At 49.5% G+C, this 17,882-nt stretch carries 9 protein-coding genes; 6 read left to right on the plus strand and 3 right to left on the minus strand.

Translation table 11 applies throughout. From position 1 onward, the window contains the following. The 3 genes from WHS88_12110 to WHS88_12120 all read right to left on the minus strand — a co-directional run. A partial coding sequence (locus tag WHS88_12110) for a hypothetical protein (protein ID MEJ5260921.1) occupies nucleotides 1-1,967 on the minus strand: 1,967 nt, incomplete at its 3' end. Between the two features lie 70 nt (nucleotides 1,968-2,037). Further along, complete coding sequence (locus WHS88_12115; GenBank protein ID MEJ5260922.1) at nucleotides 2,038-5,124, minus strand: hypothetical protein; 3,087 nt, start codon at nucleotides 5,122-5,124, stop codon at nucleotides 2,038-2,040. 73 nt (nucleotides 5,125-5,197) lie between these two features. Continuing rightward, complete coding sequence (locus WHS88_12120; protein ID MEJ5260923.1) at nucleotides 5,198-6,859, minus strand: tetratricopeptide repeat protein; 1,662 nt, start codon at nucleotides 6,857-6,859, stop codon at nucleotides 5,198-5,200. 1,323 nt (nucleotides 6,860-8,182) lie between these two features. Between WHS88_12120 and WHS88_12125 the strand changes: the two genes are divergently transcribed. The 6 genes from WHS88_12125 to WHS88_12150 all read left to right on the plus strand — a co-directional run bounded on the left by WHS88_12125 (nucleotide 8,183) and on the right by WHS88_12150 (nucleotide 17,477). Further along, nucleotides 8,183-10,387, plus strand: a complete 2,205-nt coding sequence (locus tag WHS88_12125) for a LamG-like jellyroll fold domain-containing protein (protein MEJ5260924.1) — start codon at nucleotides 8,183-8,185, stop codon at nucleotides 10,385-10,387. Nucleotides 10,388-10,464: 77 nt separating this feature from the next. After that, the gene (locus WHS88_12130; GenBank protein ID MEJ5260925.1) at nucleotides 10,465-11,007 is read left to right on the plus strand and encodes a sigma-70 family RNA polymerase sigma factor; all 543 of its coding nucleotides are present in this window, start codon (nucleotides 10,465-10,467) and stop codon (nucleotides 11,005-11,007) included. Beyond that, nucleotides 11,007-12,713 (plus strand): LamG-like jellyroll fold domain-containing protein, encoded by a 1,707-nt coding sequence (locus WHS88_12135; GenBank protein MEJ5260926.1) that lies wholly within the window; start codon nucleotides 11,007-11,009, stop codon nucleotides 12,711-12,713. Before WHS88_12130 ends, WHS88_12135 begins: the two co-directional genes overlap by 1 nt. Nucleotides 12,714-12,772: 59 nt before the next feature. After that, entirely contained in the window at nucleotides 12,773-13,531 is a 759-nt protein-coding gene (locus tag WHS88_12140; GenBank protein ID MEJ5260927.1) for a hypothetical protein, read from the plus strand. 72 nt (nucleotides 13,532-13,603) lie between these two features. Next, a complete protein-coding gene (locus WHS88_12145; protein MEJ5260928.1) occupies nucleotides 13,604-16,126 on the plus strand; it encodes a glycoside hydrolase family 2 TIM barrel-domain containing protein in 2,523 nt (840 codons plus the stop codon). 16 nt (nucleotides 16,127-16,142) lie between these two features. Then, entirely contained in the window at nucleotides 16,143-17,477 is a 1,335-nt protein-coding gene (locus WHS88_12150) for a discoidin domain-containing protein (GenBank protein MEJ5260929.1), read from the plus strand. Nucleotides 17,478-17,882 lie beyond the last annotated feature (405 nt).

Genomic DNA, 17,882 nt, shown 5'->3' on the forward strand with positions numbered 1-17,882 from the left:
CTAATAACCCGTTCATCTGATGGATTGCTGCTCTTGGCAGGCAATTGCATTGAATCTAACAGACCGGTTGTAGGATTGTAATTGTAGGTCGTTATCAGCCCCATCGCATCCGTGACTGTCACTTGACGGCCCAAGGCATCGTATGTATAGGTCGTAATCACATCCTTCACTACATCCACGATATCGGGATTGGCACTATCGATCCCTTTTTGAACGGTCTTTTTCACACTGTTGTCCACATTATATTGAGTCAGTGTGATATTATCACGGACATTGTCAATAGGTCCATCCGGATTGACCTTTTTGCGAATTCGCCACGTACGACCAAGATGATCATACTCATAATTCGTTTCTGCTATGCAGATAGGAACTCCCGTTTCTTTATTATAGACATACTCATTCTCTTTTTCTACATTTCCACCAATATCATAGACATATTCAGTCCAATAATCCTCAGAATTGTCTTCGAGAGGATTTGTGCCGTTTTGATATTCCAAAAGATTGTTATATCCATCGTCATCCAAATTCCCATCCTCACTCACATTGGCAAGGGAGGGAATAAAATAGACCTTCTTGCCCTGGATGGCTGGATCGGTACTTTTTTCACAATACAGCCACCAAGTATACCACCAGATGGCAGGGATTTGGCCCACCGTTTTTTCATAGGCATCATACAAAGTCGGATTCAGACCTTCCTGAACATTTTCTACATAGAAATGATTGGAGTAATCCACCTCCCAGCTATCTTCGATTCCGTCACCGTCAGTATCCCAATTGCGAGGATTCAGTCCATACTGGTACTCCTGCAGATTTGCCAGACCATCCCCATCAAAATCTTCAGCCGCATCCGCTGGATTGTCAGGATCCAAACCATAGAGCAACTCCCAATCATCTTCGATTCCATCGCCATCCTGATCCGCAAGGACGTTGAATTGCCATACCGTGCCCTTGCGCACCCGCAAAGCATTCCCATGGTCGGGATCTACAATCACTTCGTCAATCCGCCAATAATAATTTTTCCCAGCCTCCAGCGGCTCTGAAATAACATAGGAAATATCGGTCTGCTGTCCTTTGTAAATCCCTGTGGTTGACACATTCGCATTCGTAACAACATCTTTATCTGTTCCCAAATAGACACGATGTTCCGGGACAGATTCACTGCTTTCTCCCGCTGTCCATCGGAGTGTTAGGGAAGATCCACTTAGGACGGATGTCAGAGGAGCAGGAATCGGTCCACTTGCCTGGCCTGGTGCGGTACGGAACTTGATGGGATTTTCTGGATTCGTCAGGCTATGCGTCAAGTCGGTATCCCAGTCCGTCCCGGCAGAATTCTGCGCCTTACACCGAAAATAGTAAGTCCTGCCGCACTCCAGTCCCCTGATTTTTACGGACTGAAACACACCGGTTTTGGGGCCTTCCGGATCAGAAACCGCGACATTTGCAGAAGGCCATGGCGTATAGGGAGGTTGCCCATTTCCATGATCCTGAACGTCATAATAAAACCACACATTGGGCGCCGAGCCTCCTGTGCTGGTCACCTCCCCTTTCAGGATGACTTCGTTAAATTCGTTGACAATCACTGGGCATCGATTTTCAACAGTGGGAGCTGTAATGGGATTAATAACCGTTATTGTCTTGTAGGCATACCCTACATATCCCGACGCACAATAAGCTTTAAGTGTAATTGTGTATTGACCAGTGACACTATAGGAACATGTAAACAACGTACCTGTCCCCCATGGGTTATTCGACCCCGGAGCAGACCAACTGTAATAGCTAATTGAACATCGATCACAATACGAGGCCGCTGTATTCGCCGTTAACGTCACATTCTGGTATTTGTAAACCGTAGTACCGGGAGATACAGTCCCGATATAGGGGTACACATGGTGGATACAGGCATTTGCCACAGAAGAAAAAAAGCAAATCGCCTCGAACATATAGAAAACCGCCCTTTTCGTCTTCATAAGATCATTCCTTCTTGTTCCCATCCTATTCGACAAGATTTTGTCTAGTGGCTCCATTCAGCGTAAACCGCTACTTCCCTTTACGAACCCTGATCCGCTGGTTCCTGTTGTTGTACTGATAAATTTCTGTTACGCCTTCTGGATCGACGTCTTTAATTAAATTGCCGTTAAGATCATAGAAAAACTTCCTTGTTGCCTTGGGATTTTCTTCGTCTGCAATCTGAACCCCTGTGATCTCCTCGATCACAAGACCTCGACCGTCCCGGTTGATCCTTTTATAGCGTCTATCTGGATAAAGAATCTTTATTACTTCACCTTGATTGTTGTATGTATATTCAGTTCGAAGAGATGTGCCGCCAGCATCGACAATAACAGTTGTTTGACGCCCGTAATCATCATATTCATATTCCTCCTGAATCCACGTAATTTCGGCCCCTTCCCCTTGAGCCTGAGCAATTACGTTGTTAAATGTAAAGGGCGAATTCATCTTTGCTGTTTTCTTCCTATGCAATTTGCCGTTCTGATAAATATAGATGACAGCGCTTACCGCACGATCAGCCAGATCGTTGTCATAGTCGGCCTCTGCAATCAGAAGTCCTGAGGTAGAATAAAATTTCCGGTGAACCTTTCCGGATGGACCCGTTGTTTTGACCAGGGCATTGTACTCGTCATACTCATAAGTCGTCTTGAGACCTTGAGCCGGATTCGCCTCGTTGTAATCCTCGATCGTTTCCTTTAGATTTCCTGCAACATCATAAATGTACTTTGTGTAGACATCATTCCCATTCGCATCATATTGCCGCTCCAGCACCAGCCTCCCTTCACTATCATAGGTATAGGTTGTCACCTGACGAACATACGATTCACCGATCCCTATATCCGTAGAAGGTTCCCATAAATTTTTAATCTGAAATTTTTCATAATCATACTGGGTAATCCCCCCGTATGCATTCGTTTCCTGCCTGACCAGAAAACGTGTATCCCCGCCATAACTATATTCTTCATATTGATACATCGCTTCCGCACCAGTTGCCCCATCCCATTGTATCTTTGTCACATTCCCGTAATTATCATAATACTTGACCAGTTTGTTGCCGTTAGGAAATACCGTGATATAGCGTAACCCGTTTATTTCATCGCGGAGGTGGTAATACCGGTAAATAGAATAAGGTCCCGTGAGCCATCCTTCAGGACTATCCTGCAACTGATGATAGTGTATTTCCTTTATTAATGCTCCGTTATCGTCAGCGAAGTAGACCTTGGCTCGATACTGAGTATTACTCACATAGTCCCTGCGAAGAAGCATATTGTCCCCGGATGTCCCGTTCGGATCGTCCGGTTCAAAATAACCGTGTTGCCACTCATTTATCTTTAAGACATTCCCTAACAAAGGATCGCCAACTGAATAGGCCGCAAGGTTCCCTTTTTCATCATACACATAACTGGCCAGGAGCGTCCCATCCATTTTCTTGATTTTGGATATCTGATTGCCCCTGAGGCCACCATACTCATACTGTCGAGGAGCCAGACATGAATCACAACCGCCTGGTGTAACCGCTCCAAGATAGAACTCCCCATCACTTCCTGAAATATACGAAAGATCCACCCATCGTCCCACGGTCGGGGGATTCGTGTATTCGCCGTACTTGCCGGCCCAGATGCGCGTTAAAGTGGACCCATTATACTCGTAAACAATATGACCATTCTTCACATTGTCTTGTTCATTTATATATTCCTCATAGGATATTTGCTCACAAAGATTTCCATTCGAATCATACCGGAAATCCAGGAGTCGACTGCCTTGGTGATTTGTTACATATTTGAGCTGGACTTTTCCCCTCGCCTTTTCCAAAAAGTCCTCCAAAGCCACCTTCTTGCTTGTCTTCAGAATCCCGGACGATGGATTCCCATGCTCAGCATATTCAGGCATCCAAGAACCTGTTCGTTCATACGCATAATGATACTTTCGATTTCCCTCCGTTAGAACTTCAAAGGCATAGGTGACTTTTGTGATGGTCTCTCCGTCCTGAGGATTAGCCGGCACCGTCGTATAGTTGATAGACACTGCCTGATAGGGATAGTGAGTAGCGCGTAGCCAGACCCCCGGTGCATTAATTTCAGGACTACCATATTCAATGTGATAGGGACCATATCGCATTCGAATGTCTGGAGAACCATACACAGAAAGAGCCCTATCCAGAGCAAGCCCGACCGAAGTGGAGGCATTCCCAACAGACAGATTATACCCTCCCTCCTCATTGCTATTGCCGCAACTGCCGCTGGAGCAGGCACTTCCCTGGCCCCTCCCACCGGGAGCATTCCCGCCTAAGGATGAGGAGGATGGTGATGAGGGATATGAACACTCCCCATTTAGCCCATCAGATGTAACAAACTTCACCCCTACTGTTGCCACCGTTGATACATTTGACAATTCCTGCTTGGCCGGCAGGATACAACCGCTATCCTCTGCATTACAATCTCCATTCTTGACGCTTGAGGATTGTACTTTCTGATGGCATATTGTCACGCTGGCACGAAGGGCCTTCTCCAAAGTCTTACAATCGCTACTAACAAGAGAAACTATTATTTCGCCTCCTACAAGACAAGGAGATTCTGTCGCACCATTCACTTTGAATACATTCGGATCAAAATAAGCCGCAAAGTAATGCTGATCGGATGCGTATACAGTTGCTTCTACTGGGTAATAGATTGGGTCTAAGTTTGTTTCTGGTGGGTATACGCATTCATACTGTTCTTCCTTGGTTATTGTCTTAGAAGTTCCTTTTATTGTGATAATGCCTCTCGCGGGAAAAACCGGTCCACATCTGTCCACTACTACATGCGGCCCTTGCTCTCCCCAATCAATTGAATAGGTAGAATTGGCCCATTCAAGCTCAATAGGGAAAGTGGCCGGTTCTCCTGGAAATGGCTCACACACACAGCACCCACACATATTTTCAATGATATATGGATCACAGGTTTTATAGACCTCCACCGTGGGAAATTCTTTATTTCCAAATAGGTGCTTTGTCTTTACAATGTCTTGAGGAATCCCACACGGCCAACCATTTGCCAAACTAAAACTGTTATATGTATAAAAAAACGACAAAATAATTGTCCCGATTAAATTTTTTTGGCTCCAAGGGATCTTGTTCATAACATCCTCACGTATCTATCCAAATTCTATCCAAATTGGGTTTATAGTCGAGCAATCCATATCTTCACTGTGTTTATTGATAACTTGCAAGCAATGACTCGGCCGCTATCGCGGCTTTAGAATTGGGATATTGTTTCTCAAGTTTACTGCAAATTTCAATGATCTGCTGCCTGGCTTCTTCATTCGACAGCTCCCCTCTTCGATATAATCGGTCATAGCATACCGCGATCTGATACAGTGCGTTCCACGCATGTTCAAAATCTGGCCATTTCTCTATAACCTGCTGAAAACAGAAAATGGCTTCTTTTTCCTTCCTCATTTTTTGATAAACATCGGCAGAATTATAATAGGATAAGCATTGGTAGTGTGGATCAGCATGTTCTATGTTATGCTGCCACAAATGAATGGCCTTATCATAACTCATATCCGCTTTCTCAATAAAACCTTCTTGCATGGCTTCCTGCGCCAAAAGATAATACTCCTCCCCGATTTCGAAGATTGCTCCCCCGAACTTGCGTTCCCTTGCAAACTTCTTTAAGAGAATATTTAAATTCTCCTGCACCTTGTCATCATCACCTACCTTGGCATAAAGACGTGCCAATCCAGCATAAGCCCGAAAACGGCCGGAAGTGCTCGAATTCCCCCCCAATGCCAGTTCATAAAGTTCCTTAGCCTTGTCATGCTGTTCCTGTCGAAGGTACTCATCACCAAGCCAGCTGACAGCATCGGAAAAATCTTTATGCACAGAAAAGCCAAAAACCAGCCCGTTTGTTTCTGCCTCTGCAGAGGTAAAATCTTTGTTTTTCAAAGCAGCAGCAGCCAAACCTGCTTGAACCCAGATTTGAGCATTATCCTGCGGCCAACGATCTTTGGCGATTTGATAAAGTTCTATTGCTTTCAGTGGTCTCCCAAATTCGGCATAGTAGGAGGCGATTTTTGCTAAATACTCACACAGACTTGGGTAACGTGGGTAATTCTTCAGCAGTTGGGCGGTTATTAAATCTGCCTCCTCAAATTCCCCCAGTTTAATCAGGGAACTTGCCAATACATATAATGTCCTGGCTGACTTCGAATGATTGGGCCAGCGGGATAGGGCCAGGAGGCAGAGCTCTTTTGCCTTCTCTGGTTTCTTCGGAGTAAAATAATAAGAGGCAATTAGCCCGATGCAGTCACCAGCTTCCGAATTGTTTGAAAAGTCAACCCCTAATCGGGCTGTTTCTACATCAGCTTGGTCGTATTCTCCAAGCCGAATATGGTTAATAGCGAGATCTCTTCGTGCAAACATTGATTCCATATGGTTAGGCCAGTTCATTAAAACCAGCCGACACAATTCTTTTGAGCGATCATATTGATTTGCCTTAAAGTAAGCGTAAGCTATTTTTCGTATACTTTTGCATGTTCCTGAATATCCGGAATAATCCGTCAGAATCTTCCCAATCGCGGCTTCAGCGGCGTCGTATTTGCCGCTTTCCTTGCCGCTTTCAATTTCTAAAACAGCAATTTGATGCAGAGCTGACAAGGCATAGTCTGTTTTTGGATAAGCATCAATGATTTTCTGATAGTGTCTTCTGGCACCTGCATAATCATTCGCGGCAATACATTGCTCTGCCGTTTGCTGCCACTCTATAATCTGTTGCGGAACATCAGCAAAAAGCAGAAACGTATGGAAAAATAAAAAAACAGATGCATACACAAAAAGGTTACGCCGCGGACAGAAGAAATAGCCGGTAAACATTCCTGCTCCTTTCAAAAATGGGCTGTTTATCCGTTACCGATTTGCGCAAGAGGACCCTTCATGCACGGACAGAAAACCTCTGTACGTGGATTATAGAAGTGGGAAGAAATCACCGCCTCCTCCCGACCCTCTTGCGTAGCCCTAAAACTACTCTCCTTAGGACCCCTACTATACACTTTTCAAATGTAATACATTCGTCCAAGCCGCATTTTTCTTATCTCAGAATTCCTTGAATTGTCAAGACAATTATTGGAAGAAGAAAGAAAATTGTGTCGAACTGGGGAATTATACCGATAACCACCCTCTCAACGACTCTTCCTGGAGAAACAAATATTGATTTGTAGATAAGGACTTAAAACAACCACAAGAATGTTGTATCAGGATTTTTCCGGATAGAACACCTCAAATCGTTTTTTACTATTTTTTTCGCAAAATTTATTTCCATGGCTCCGAGAGCACCCTCTTTACAACGCAATCGATGAATTAACAAGTCAAACATCCTATATCTCAAGGGATAATACGCTGTTTTTGATAATGGCCGTGTGATTCGAAACTGGAGCGGTTTAGAGCGGGCTCTTCAAGTTCTCCCAGAGGACGGAAGAAAGGATGGGGCTCCAAAACCGCCAGTTTGGCTGTGGTGGCCAACCAGACAGTACCAAACAGTACCAAAAAGAGAACCAGAACCTCCCATCATTTTGTACACTTTACGCCCAAAACTCACCTCTAATTACGCCTTTCTGAACTGGTTTACCCCACAAGTAGATACTCTTTAAAACCGGTATAATACGCGCAATAAATGCAACCGGGTGCAATGGGGTGCAATAAATGCAATAACTGCAATAAAGCCCTTGACCCACTTTCCCACAGTTATATCCTTTGAGCCAAAGGGTTTACGACTTTTGCCCGATTTTGGCGACGTGCTAAGACACTATGGCTGTTAACCGCTAGGTCGCAGGTTCGACCCCTGCTCGGGGAGGTTAAACCCTGCAGATGAGTCTCTGCAGGGTTTTTTCTTCAGGTGCCAAAAACAGACACTCACCACAGGGGCCAGCTCTATAGATAGGCCATTTCTGTTCTCTATCCCCACAAAAAATACACAAGTGTGATTCTTTTACCGACAGAAAAAACAGCGAACAGGTTGAAGGATTCAGAAAATCGGTTTATCACATGATATCCCAAATATAGAGAGACAATATCTATTATAGTGTTTTTAAAATTATCACCAAAATCCTCAAAAAAATTTCACTACATATGTGGTTTTATTATGTGATTTAAGTTCTGAGGTAAACGAGAGAGGGTGCGAATTGTCTGAAAGGAACGCGTATGAACAAGTCAAAGTGGTTCTTGTACTTCTTGTTTGGTTTTGGGATTTCTGGACTCTCTTCAGCAGTTTTGGTGGATGACTTCGATGAATATCTCACAGGTCCCGTGGATACAGTGACGACCGACTGGAAGGGAATAGCCAGTCCTTCGCTGGCGGTTATCCAACTGGATCCGCTCAATCCGGACAACAAAGCTCTGGGAGTAACGGAATCCAATAATAACAACGGCGTTTACGGCATTTTAAGCGGAGATGCCATTGTTGAAAACGGCCAGACAAAAACGCTGTTTTTACGAATTCTTACGACTGTCAGCTCCCCGACCGCCCCCAATACGGCATTTGGTCTGATTGATTTGGATGTTCCGCCGGCAAACTGCTGGTCTTCTATTTCGACGTTTGTCCGCATCAATAACGGCGGAATCCAGGCGCGAGACGGCTCAGCGGCAAACTGGGGCCCTTCCAGACCAATTACGGCCAATACCTGGTATAATGTCTGGATTGTCGTCAATCATGCGACCAAAAGGTTTGAATTGTACGTCAACACCGGTCCTGGAAACGCCACTCCGGCAGACAAAGTCGGGGATTCCTATGCATTTCGTGCCGTCCATAACAACGCGCTGGATCGGTTTGTGACCCAGTCCCAGGGCACAAGCCAGATTCTCTTCGATGACATTCACATCAGCCCCGGGACGGATTTGACCAACAAGGCCCTTCCTTTTGGAGCCCATAATCCTGTTCCGGCGGATAAAGCCGCCAATATTCCGCTGAACACAATGCTGACCTGGAATACCGGAGTGGACCCGTTGAATCCGGCCAACCCCAACCCGCTTATAACCAAGCATTATGTGTATTTCCGAGAAGGAGATCCCAATCTGGCCGCCGTCAGCCCAATGACAGTGCCGGCCAGCGGAAACCCGACAGACAGCTGCTATCCTCCGATTCCGCTGGCGATGGATAAAACCTATTACTGGCGGGTTGACGAAAGCGTGAACGATTCTTCTCCGACCGATCCGAATACAATCCGAGGTTCGGTTTGGTCCTTTGAGACGGTTCGCTCGATTCCGGCCATTGTTCAGCAGCCGAGTTCTGTCCAGGTGTTTCCGTCTGAAACAGCTTCATTCACCGTGCTGTTTACGAGTGTGGCACCCCCGACGGTTGTCTGGATGAAATCTGACGGCATCCAGCCGGATACGCCGATTGCTTCCGGAGGACGTTTCACCATCACCACTGGGCTTGCGAACGATGTATATAACACGACGCTGACAATCACTGAGACAGAACAGAGTGATCAGGCATGGTATTATTGCCTCTTGACCAACGGACCGGCCCCTGCCGTACAGTCCGACTCAGCCGGTCTTGTTATCAAAAAGCTCCTGGCACATTATGAGTTTGAAAACAATTTCCTTGATTCCGTCGGGACTCATCATGGAATCGGCCGCAGCGCTGACCCGAATTCTCCGGCGGGACCGGTTTTTGTGGACGGCATTGTCGGAAGCCGGGCGGTTTTCTTCAACGGCATCAATCAGTATATTGAACTGGATGCATCGGCTTACCCCAACGGGGGTCTCGGCGGCGGTATGAACAGCGGAACGATCAGCTGCTGGGTGAAAGCCGTTCAGCCGGGAATGCTCTATTCAAACTACAATGACAATCTCGGAACCACCGGGTTGACCGGATATGGTCTGAGCCTGACGGCCGGAGCAGCTTCAAACGCCCGAATTCATGTACGAGGCCAGACTGGAACGGGTACGCCGGCGGATGTCGGAGCAGCAGAGGGCCGGCCGGCCGGAGTTTCTACAATGATTGACAGCCAGTGGCATCATATAGCAGCCGCATGGCAGACCGGCGGCCGCCTGATTGTATATGTGGACGGAGTGCAGGTCGCTTCCGCCACAGCCGGTTCGCCGGCAGTTTTCGCCCCCTGGGAACGAAGCTCCATCATCGGGGCAATCCGCACTGCCGCCGACCGAACAATCCTCGGTTCCTTCTATGGGGGAGCTCTGGACGACCTGCGGATTTACAACTATGTATTGGACAATTATGCTGTAGCCGACCTTTATTATGCCGGCAGCGGGCGCAGCGCCTGCATCGAGCCTTATGCCTCCGGGTTTGATTACGACAGGAACTGCAGGGTCGATCTGGGAGATTTGGCTGCGTTGGCGGCTGCCTGGCTGGACTGCGGTTTGTATCCCCAGTGCCGTCCGTAAAGGAAAGGAAACACAAAGGGGGCAGGTCCTGCACCTGCGGCCTGCCCCCTGAATACTACTGCGGAGATTTTTGTCCGATGACCGAAACCCGAGGCAGTTCCGATGACCAGACCAGGCAGTTTCTGACCCTGCTGATGAACAGCCAGAGGCAAATCAGTTCCTATATCGGCGTGCTGGTTCCGGATTTTCATGATGCGGATGATATTTTCCAGCAGACCATTGCCGTGATGTGGGAAAAGTTCAGTCAGTATCAGCCCGGGACTGATTTTGCCGCCTGGGGAATCCGGATTGCCTACTATAATATTCTTCGGTATCGGCGGGAGAAAGGCAAATCCAAAGTCCAGTTCAGTGATTCCGTTTTTCAGTGCTTTTGTAACGTGATGGAAAAAACATACAGCCAGACTGATGAAAGACTGACCGCTCTGCGCCGCTGTCTGAAGAAACTTTCTGCTTCGGATAAACAGCTTCTGCACCTGCGGTATGGAATGAATCAGGCAGTCCAAAGCATCGCCGAGCAGTATCATCAGTCGATTCAGTCCATTTATCGTGCTCTGACACGAGTACATCTGATTCTGGAACGATGCATCCGACGAACCCTCAGCGGAGAAGAGATATTCTAATGGTTCGAGACGATTTTCATCTCAGTGAACTGCTGGTGCGGATGTATGACCAATCCATTCGTCCGGAAGAACTGGCGGAACTGGAGCGGATTTTTCGACAGCGCCCGGAAACCGTCGAGTTTGGGGCGGCCTTTCTGATGGAACTCCACCTTCTCCGAACAGAGTGCCGGCCGATTCTGCTCCGGCAGGACACCTCGGCAGAGCTGTCCAATTCGTTTGATTTGGATTTCTGGGCGTATCTGGCTCAATATGAGATTGACGCTCCCGGCCTTAAACACAAGCCCCTTTCTGTACCGCCGCCTCTGGTTCCCGAAGAAAGCGAAAGCCGAAAGACTGTCCATAAGGTGGATAAAATCTCGTTGACGGCAGCCCTTATTTCGCTGGCAGCCATGCTGATGATTCTGCTGTATCCGCACTTCGTGCCGGCCCCCGCCTCTCCGTATGTCGGCCGGATTTCCCGTGCGGTCAATGCCCAGTGGGCCGACCCGAGCGGGATGCTCCGGGAGGGCAGCGAGCTGTTTCCGGGTGTGATGGGGCTCACACAGGGAATGGCGGAACTGACCCTCGAAAGCGGTGTTAAGGTGATTGTACAAGCCCCTGCCGATTTTGAACTGGAATCCGCCGGCCAGATTTATCTGAAAAAAGGCCGTTTAGTCGCCCTGATTTCCTCTCCGACCGGTCAGCCCTTTGTAGTGCGGACCCCGAATGCGGCCGTGGTGGACTTTGGAACAGAGTTCGGCACCGCTTTTCAGGACGGCAATACACAGACCTATGTTTTTGAGGGAGAGGTGGAAATTCGAAACAGCTCCAATCCGCTGCGGTACGAAAAAGGGCTGGTTTTGAAAAAAGGCCAGGGAGGTCAGGTAGACAATTCGGGGGCCGTAGCCTTCAAAGAGATTCCCCCCTACCGCTTTGTCCGCTCGGAGGAATTCGGAGTCCATGTGAAGGCCTCTAAAGGGTCCGCCTATCATCGATGGCTGGCTTACAGCTATACCCTGAGACGGGATCCTGCGCTGGTGGCTTATTACACTTTTGAAAAAGACCTGTCCGCCCCGGAAAAGCTTACAAATCTGGCCGCGGCGACCGCAGGACGCCTGGATGCTTCTTTGGGAGCTGTCCCGGAATCCTCCAGACCCGTTTGGACCCGCGGACGCTGGCCGGAAAAAACCGGACTTCAGTTTGAACGGGCTCTCCAGCAGCATCTGACCATCCCCGGGGACGAAGCCATCCAGCTGAACGGTCCGATTACCCTGGCGGCCTGGATTCAATGTCCGGACATCCGCACCGGAGGCGGGCACATCCTTTCCAATCGTCTGCTGAACGGAGGCGTCTGCAATTATCAGCTCGGCTACAGAACCTCCGCAATCCGGCAGACGCAGGACAGTATTCATATGGCCCGGAAAAAGGGAACGGAGGACTGGTCCAATCATCTTTTCAGCCAGCCGCTGTCTCCGTCGCCGGCCTGGAGACTGCTGGCCGTTACGCATGACAATCACACCATCCGTTTCTATTGTGACGGACAGCTCGTCGATGCCAGACCCTGGGTGCATCAGCAGGAAGTAGTTGCAGCCGACCTCTGGATCGGAACAGACGGAACCAACAACGATGCCTTTTATTTCCAGGGAATCATCGATGAGATTGCCGTTTTCAAACGGGCTCTGAGTCCGGAGGAAATTCAGCAAATGTATGAAGCCGGAAGACCTTGACCGTTTTCACAGGAACAAAAACGGCAAGGAAAGGAAAAACTTTTTTGGAGGAAAGGAAAATGAAAAGACTTCTGATGTTAATGTGTGCAGCCGGAATGACCGCACTGAGCCAGGCCGCATTGGTGGATGATTTTCAGTCCTATGAGACGGGCAATCTCGGGGTAACCGCATCACCGCCGTGGACCTCGGTTAACAATCCGACTTCTTCAAACGTCCTGATTGCGGAGGAAGGCGGAAATCGCTATTTTGCCTATTTTGCTCCGACGACCAGTGTTGTGCGCGGGGGTTCTCGCGCCATTTCGCCGATTGAGGACGCCAGTACGGCAGCAACCCTCTTTTTGCGGTTTTACACTGAGACGGATACATTCAACCATGCATTCGGGCTGTCAAGCAATCCGTCCCCGACAGGATTCGGAGACCTGAATGTGATGATGCGGGTAAACGCCGGATTATTTGATGTCCGAAGCGGCGGAGTTTTTCTGCCCGGCGTCGCCATTCAGCCTCAAACCTGGTACAATGTCTGGGCGGTCATCAATCAGTCGGCGGATACCTTTGACGTGTATCTGACCAGCGGTTCGGCTGGAGCTGGAGAAACCGATAAGGTTGCTTCCGGGGCTGCTTTTCGCGTCGGAACCGTTAATCCGCTGGTTTCTTTTGCGGCACTGGTTCAGGGCTACACCGGTGCACAGGCCGCCAACAAAGTCCGGCTGGATGACATCTATCTCTTTGAAGGAATCGTGCTGACCAACCCGGTCCCTGAGCCGGCCGTCGTTTCACTTCTTGGACTGGGCAGTCTTCTGCTGAGAAAAAGAAAGTAAGAACCGCCGTTCCGGCAGGTCCGACGGGCCTGCCGGAATCTTTTTTAGGTTTTTTCCGGAGGTCCCGCCTGGATGTATTATCGTTATTTAGGTTTTTGCAGTGTCTGTTTCTTATCATTGGTTTTGCTGTCCGGAGCGGCCGCTGAGGTTTGCTGCCAGCGTCTGGAGCAAAATCTCGATTCCGGCTGGCGATTCTTTAAAGGGGATGCCGCCGGAGCGGAAAAAGAGACGTTCGACGACTCGGCCTGGCCGCAGATTGACGTGCCCCATACCTGGAATGCTCTGGACGGACAGGACGGCGGCAACAATTATTATCGGGGGGCCGGATGGTACAGAAAATTCGTCTTCATCCCGAATGAATACCGCGGACGCTGCATCTATTTGTATTTTGAATCCGTTGCCAAGGCGGCGGATGTGTACTGCAACGGCACTTTCATCGGACGTCACGAGGGTGCCTATTCGGCTTTTTGTCTGGAGATTACCCAATCCGTCCGTTTCGGAGCCGAAAACCTGATTGCAGTCAAGGCCGACAACTCAAGTTCTCTGCTGATTGCTCCTCTTTCCGGAGATTTTACGCAATGGGGCGGCATCTGCCGTTCCGTCCGGCTGCTGATTACAGACCCTATCCACATTACCCCGCTCGATTTTGCCTCGCCGGGAGTTTATCTCACCCCTCTGCGGGTCAGTCGTGAATCCGCCGAGCTCCAGATCCGAACCCTCCTTCGCAATGCCGGCTCTTCCGACCGAGAGGTAACGGTCCGGGCAATTATTCAAAAGGCCGATGAAACCACCGCAGAGACCTTGACGTTGACGAAAAAGGTCCCGGCTCAGACCACAACCGAGTGTATTCAGAATGCGGTCCTTTCCAATCCGCATCTCTGGGAGGGTCGAAAAAATCCGTATCTTTATCGAGTAAAGCTCGAGGTGGAGGCCGAACAGGTTCTTCGGGACTGCATTGAACAGCCCCTGGGCCTGCGATTCTTTTCCGTGGATCCGCAGCAGGGATTTCTGCTGAATGGACACCCCTACGACCTTCACGGAGCGGCCATTCACGAAGACCGGCAGGATAAGGGACGCGCTGTCTCCGATGCGGACCGCGCGGAGGATATTGAAATGATGCTTCAAATGGGATGTACCTGGCTTCGTCTGGCCCATTATCAGCACGGGAGAAAAATCTATGACCTGGCGGATGAAAAGGGAATCATTTTGTGGACGGAAATCCCGCTGGTCAACTCCATCTCCGCCGAACCGGCCTTCGCCGAGAACTGCAGACAGCAATTGCGGGAATTAATCCGGCAGAACTACAATCACCCTTCCGTTTTCTTCTGGGGGATTTTCAATGAAATTACAATGGTCAGGGGGCCGGAGCCGACTCCGCTGATTAAAGAACTGCATCAGCTGGCCAAATCGGAAGACCCGAGCCGGCTGACCGCGGCAGCCGCGAATTCCTCCAATACTCATCCCACGACCTATGTGACCGATGTGATAGCTTTTAATAAGTATTTCGGCTGGTATCACGGAACGGCGGAGGAATTTTCCGCCTGGGCGGATGAGATTCACGCCCAGCGCAATCGAGACTGCATCGGAATCAGTGAATACGGCGCCGGGGCTGGTCTTTCTCAGCACGAGGAAGCCCCCGCTCCTCCCAGACCGGACGGCCCCTGGCATCCGGAGGAATATCAGGGACTCTACCATGAGATTCACTGGAATGCGATGAAAACCCGTCCGTTTCTCTGGTGCAAAACCGTTTGGAATGGGTTTGATTTCGGCGCTGACGGCCGGGCGGAAGGCGAACAGCCCGGAATCAACGACAAAGGGCTTGTCAGTCGGGACCGGACAGTCAAAAAAGACGCTTACTACTGGTATCAGGCCAACTGGTCCGATGAGCCGATGGTGTATATCACCAGCCGGCGATTTGTTTCTCGGCAAGACAATCCGGTTTCGGTCAAAGTCTATTCCAATTGCGAAAAGGCGGAGCTGTTTGTCAACGGACGTTCCGAAGGAGTTCGGAGCGGCCTCGACCGCATCTTTCGATGGGAAAAAGTTGTTCTCAAATCCGGGCGAAACGAAATCAAAGCGGTCGGCCGAAAAAACGACCGTGAATATACAGATGTCTGTTTCTGGGAGTTCTCTCCGCCGGAACCTTCTCTGACGGTGAAAGCGGTTTCCGCCAGCGGGTTTCAGGACGGCAATCCGCCGGAGCATACCATCGATGGGAAATTGTCCACCCGCTGGGCCGTTCAGGGGAAAGGAGCATGGATTCAGTACGATTTGGGAACGGTTCAAAAAATCCAAAAGGTTCAGATTGCCTTTTACAGAGGAAAGACACGCCGAGCTTATCTGGATATCTCCGTTTCAGACGATGGTGTTTCATGGAGGCCGGTTTTGACCGGTGCCGTCAGCAGCGGAAATACAGAAAAAGCGGAAGAGTTTATTTTCCCTGAAACATCCGCCCGCTATCTGCGGATTCTTGCCAATGGGACCACGGAGGGAGACTGGAACAGTTATTGCGAAGTAAAAATCTTCGGGCTCGAACCCGACCGGATGAATCCTCCCGCTGAATCGAATGAACAAAAGACCTGTTGCGGCATTTAAGACAGAAGGTTCTGTAATGAAAAAGAGTACGTTCGGCTGGAAATTTTTGTGGGTCTTTCTCGGATGGGCCGCCCTGACCTGGGTGGGGTTTGCCCAGCCCAATCCGGCGGACCTGGACGGCGACGGATTCGTCAATTTGTTTGATCTGACCTTCCTGACTGAGCGGTGGCTTTCAGCTGACTGTGCCGCAGACAGCCGCTGTGAGGGGGCGGACATTGACGGAAACGGACAAGTGGATCTTGCGGATTTTTCAATTCTGACCCGCAGCTGGTCAACGGAACTTCCTGTTTGGGCGGATGAATTCAGCGGAACCTCGCTGGACCTTCAGAAATGGACAGTCTATAACAAAGCAGACGGCACGGACTGCTGGTATGCCCCCAAAAATATCGAAGTATCAGACGGATGTCTGAAAATTTATTCCTTCGAAGAATTCTATAACGGACGGCGCTGGACAGGCGGCTATATCGATACGGAAAATAAGTATAACCCTCAGTACAAATATCTGGTTGCAAGAATCCGGCATTCGTTTGCAAATTCCTATATCTGGGCGACCTGGTGGACTGTCGGCTGGAACGGTTCTCTGATCTGGCCGCCGGAATTTGACATCTGTGAATTTCAGGGCGGTCCCGGCGAGAGAAGCCCTGGGCAATGGTATCATTGGGATGAGAATGGCAAAGATACCTGGCTCGGATGTTCCGCCCCCGTGGATGAAAGCCGCTGGCATACCTACGGAGTCTATTGGAACGAAAACACCCCCCCTGTTTTTTATATTAACGGCATTGTTTCCTGCCGGCCGGCCGGTCCCGTCAGCGGAGCCCTGTTTCCGATGAAATTAAAACTGACATCTTCGCCCAACAGCCGAACAAGGGTCCCCGGCTGTCCTTTGGCTGTTTTTGAGGTGGATTATGTGCGGGTCTATGACAATCCGCCCCCCCCGCCGCCGCCGCCCCCCGGACTGGTGTCTCGCTATAAGCCGGCTTTCGCCAGTTCCGTTCAGCCGGGCAATGAGATTGCGTATGCGAATGATGGAAGCCTTAACACCCGCTGGGCAGCTGATAGTGCATCCTATCCGCAATGGTGGAAGGTGGATTTGGGAACTGTTTACAACCTGAGTCGGGCGGATATTTTTTGGTATAACAGTGCCAGCCGGGCCTACCGATATCGAATTGAAGTCAGCACGGACGATGTGGTGTACACGACCGCTGTTAATCGTACATCCAATTCGACATACGGGGATACTTCAGACAGTTTCACCGCGGCGGCACGGTATATCCGAATCACGATAACCGGCTGTTCAAATCCCTCAGGATATGCTTCTATGTATGAAGTAAATATCTACGGCAGAGATTGACCATCCAATTATTCACTCAACCCCATAGCGTTCAACGAAATCTGAAAATCCCAGCGCAGAAACACAGAACCGCTCCAGTGAAAAACGTGGTTTGCTCAGCTGACGCGGGCCGCCTGAATTCGAATAAATCCTGCGGTCTGCTCTGAAGCACTTCGCAAAAAAGGTTTCCGGACGTTCAACCGTCCGGAAACCCGAAACTCCTGACATTCTTCGAGAACAAGACAGCTAATTACTGTTGACGGTAAATCCGGTCATCTTCCAGCCACCGAGCTGCGAAGGCCGCCAAATCCGCCAGAGTAATCCGGCAGTCGCCGTCGGCGTCATACATGCCCATGTCGTAGATTTCCCGATTGCAGACCGACGGCACACCCGTTACCGCCATGTACTCCTGAGCAATCTCCACCG

This window comes from Anaerohalosphaeraceae bacterium, assembly GCA_037479115.1.
GTDB lineage: Bacteria > Planctomycetota > Phycisphaerae > Sedimentisphaerales > Anaerohalosphaeraceae > JAHDQI01.

Coding starts and splice junctions, on each gene's coding strand:
- WHS88_12115 (MEJ5260922.1), bottom strand. CDS start 5,124: ATGAACAAGATCCCTTGGAGCCAAAAAAATTTAATCGGGACAATTATT.
- WHS88_12120 (MEJ5260923.1), bottom strand. CDS start 6,859: ATGTTTACCGGCTATTTCTTCTGTCCGCGGCGTAACCTTTTTGTGTAT.
- WHS88_12125 (MEJ5260924.1), top strand. CDS start 8,183: ATGAACAAGTCAAAGTGGTTCTTGTACTTCTTGTTTGGTTTTGGGATT.
- WHS88_12130 (MEJ5260925.1), top strand. CDS start 10,465: ATGACCGAAACCCGAGGCAGTTCCGATGACCAGACCAGGCAGTTTCTG.
- WHS88_12135 (MEJ5260926.1), top strand. CDS start 11,007: ATGGTTCGAGACGATTTTCATCTCAGTGAACTGCTGGTGCGGATGTAT.
- WHS88_12140 (MEJ5260927.1), top strand. CDS start 12,773: ATGAAAAGACTTCTGATGTTAATGTGTGCAGCCGGAATGACCGCACTG.
- WHS88_12145 (MEJ5260928.1), top strand. CDS start 13,604: ATGTATTATCGTTATTTAGGTTTTTGCAGTGTCTGTTTCTTATCATTG.
- WHS88_12150 (MEJ5260929.1), top strand. CDS start 16,143: ATGAAAAAGAGTACGTTCGGCTGGAAATTTTTGTGGGTCTTTCTCGGA.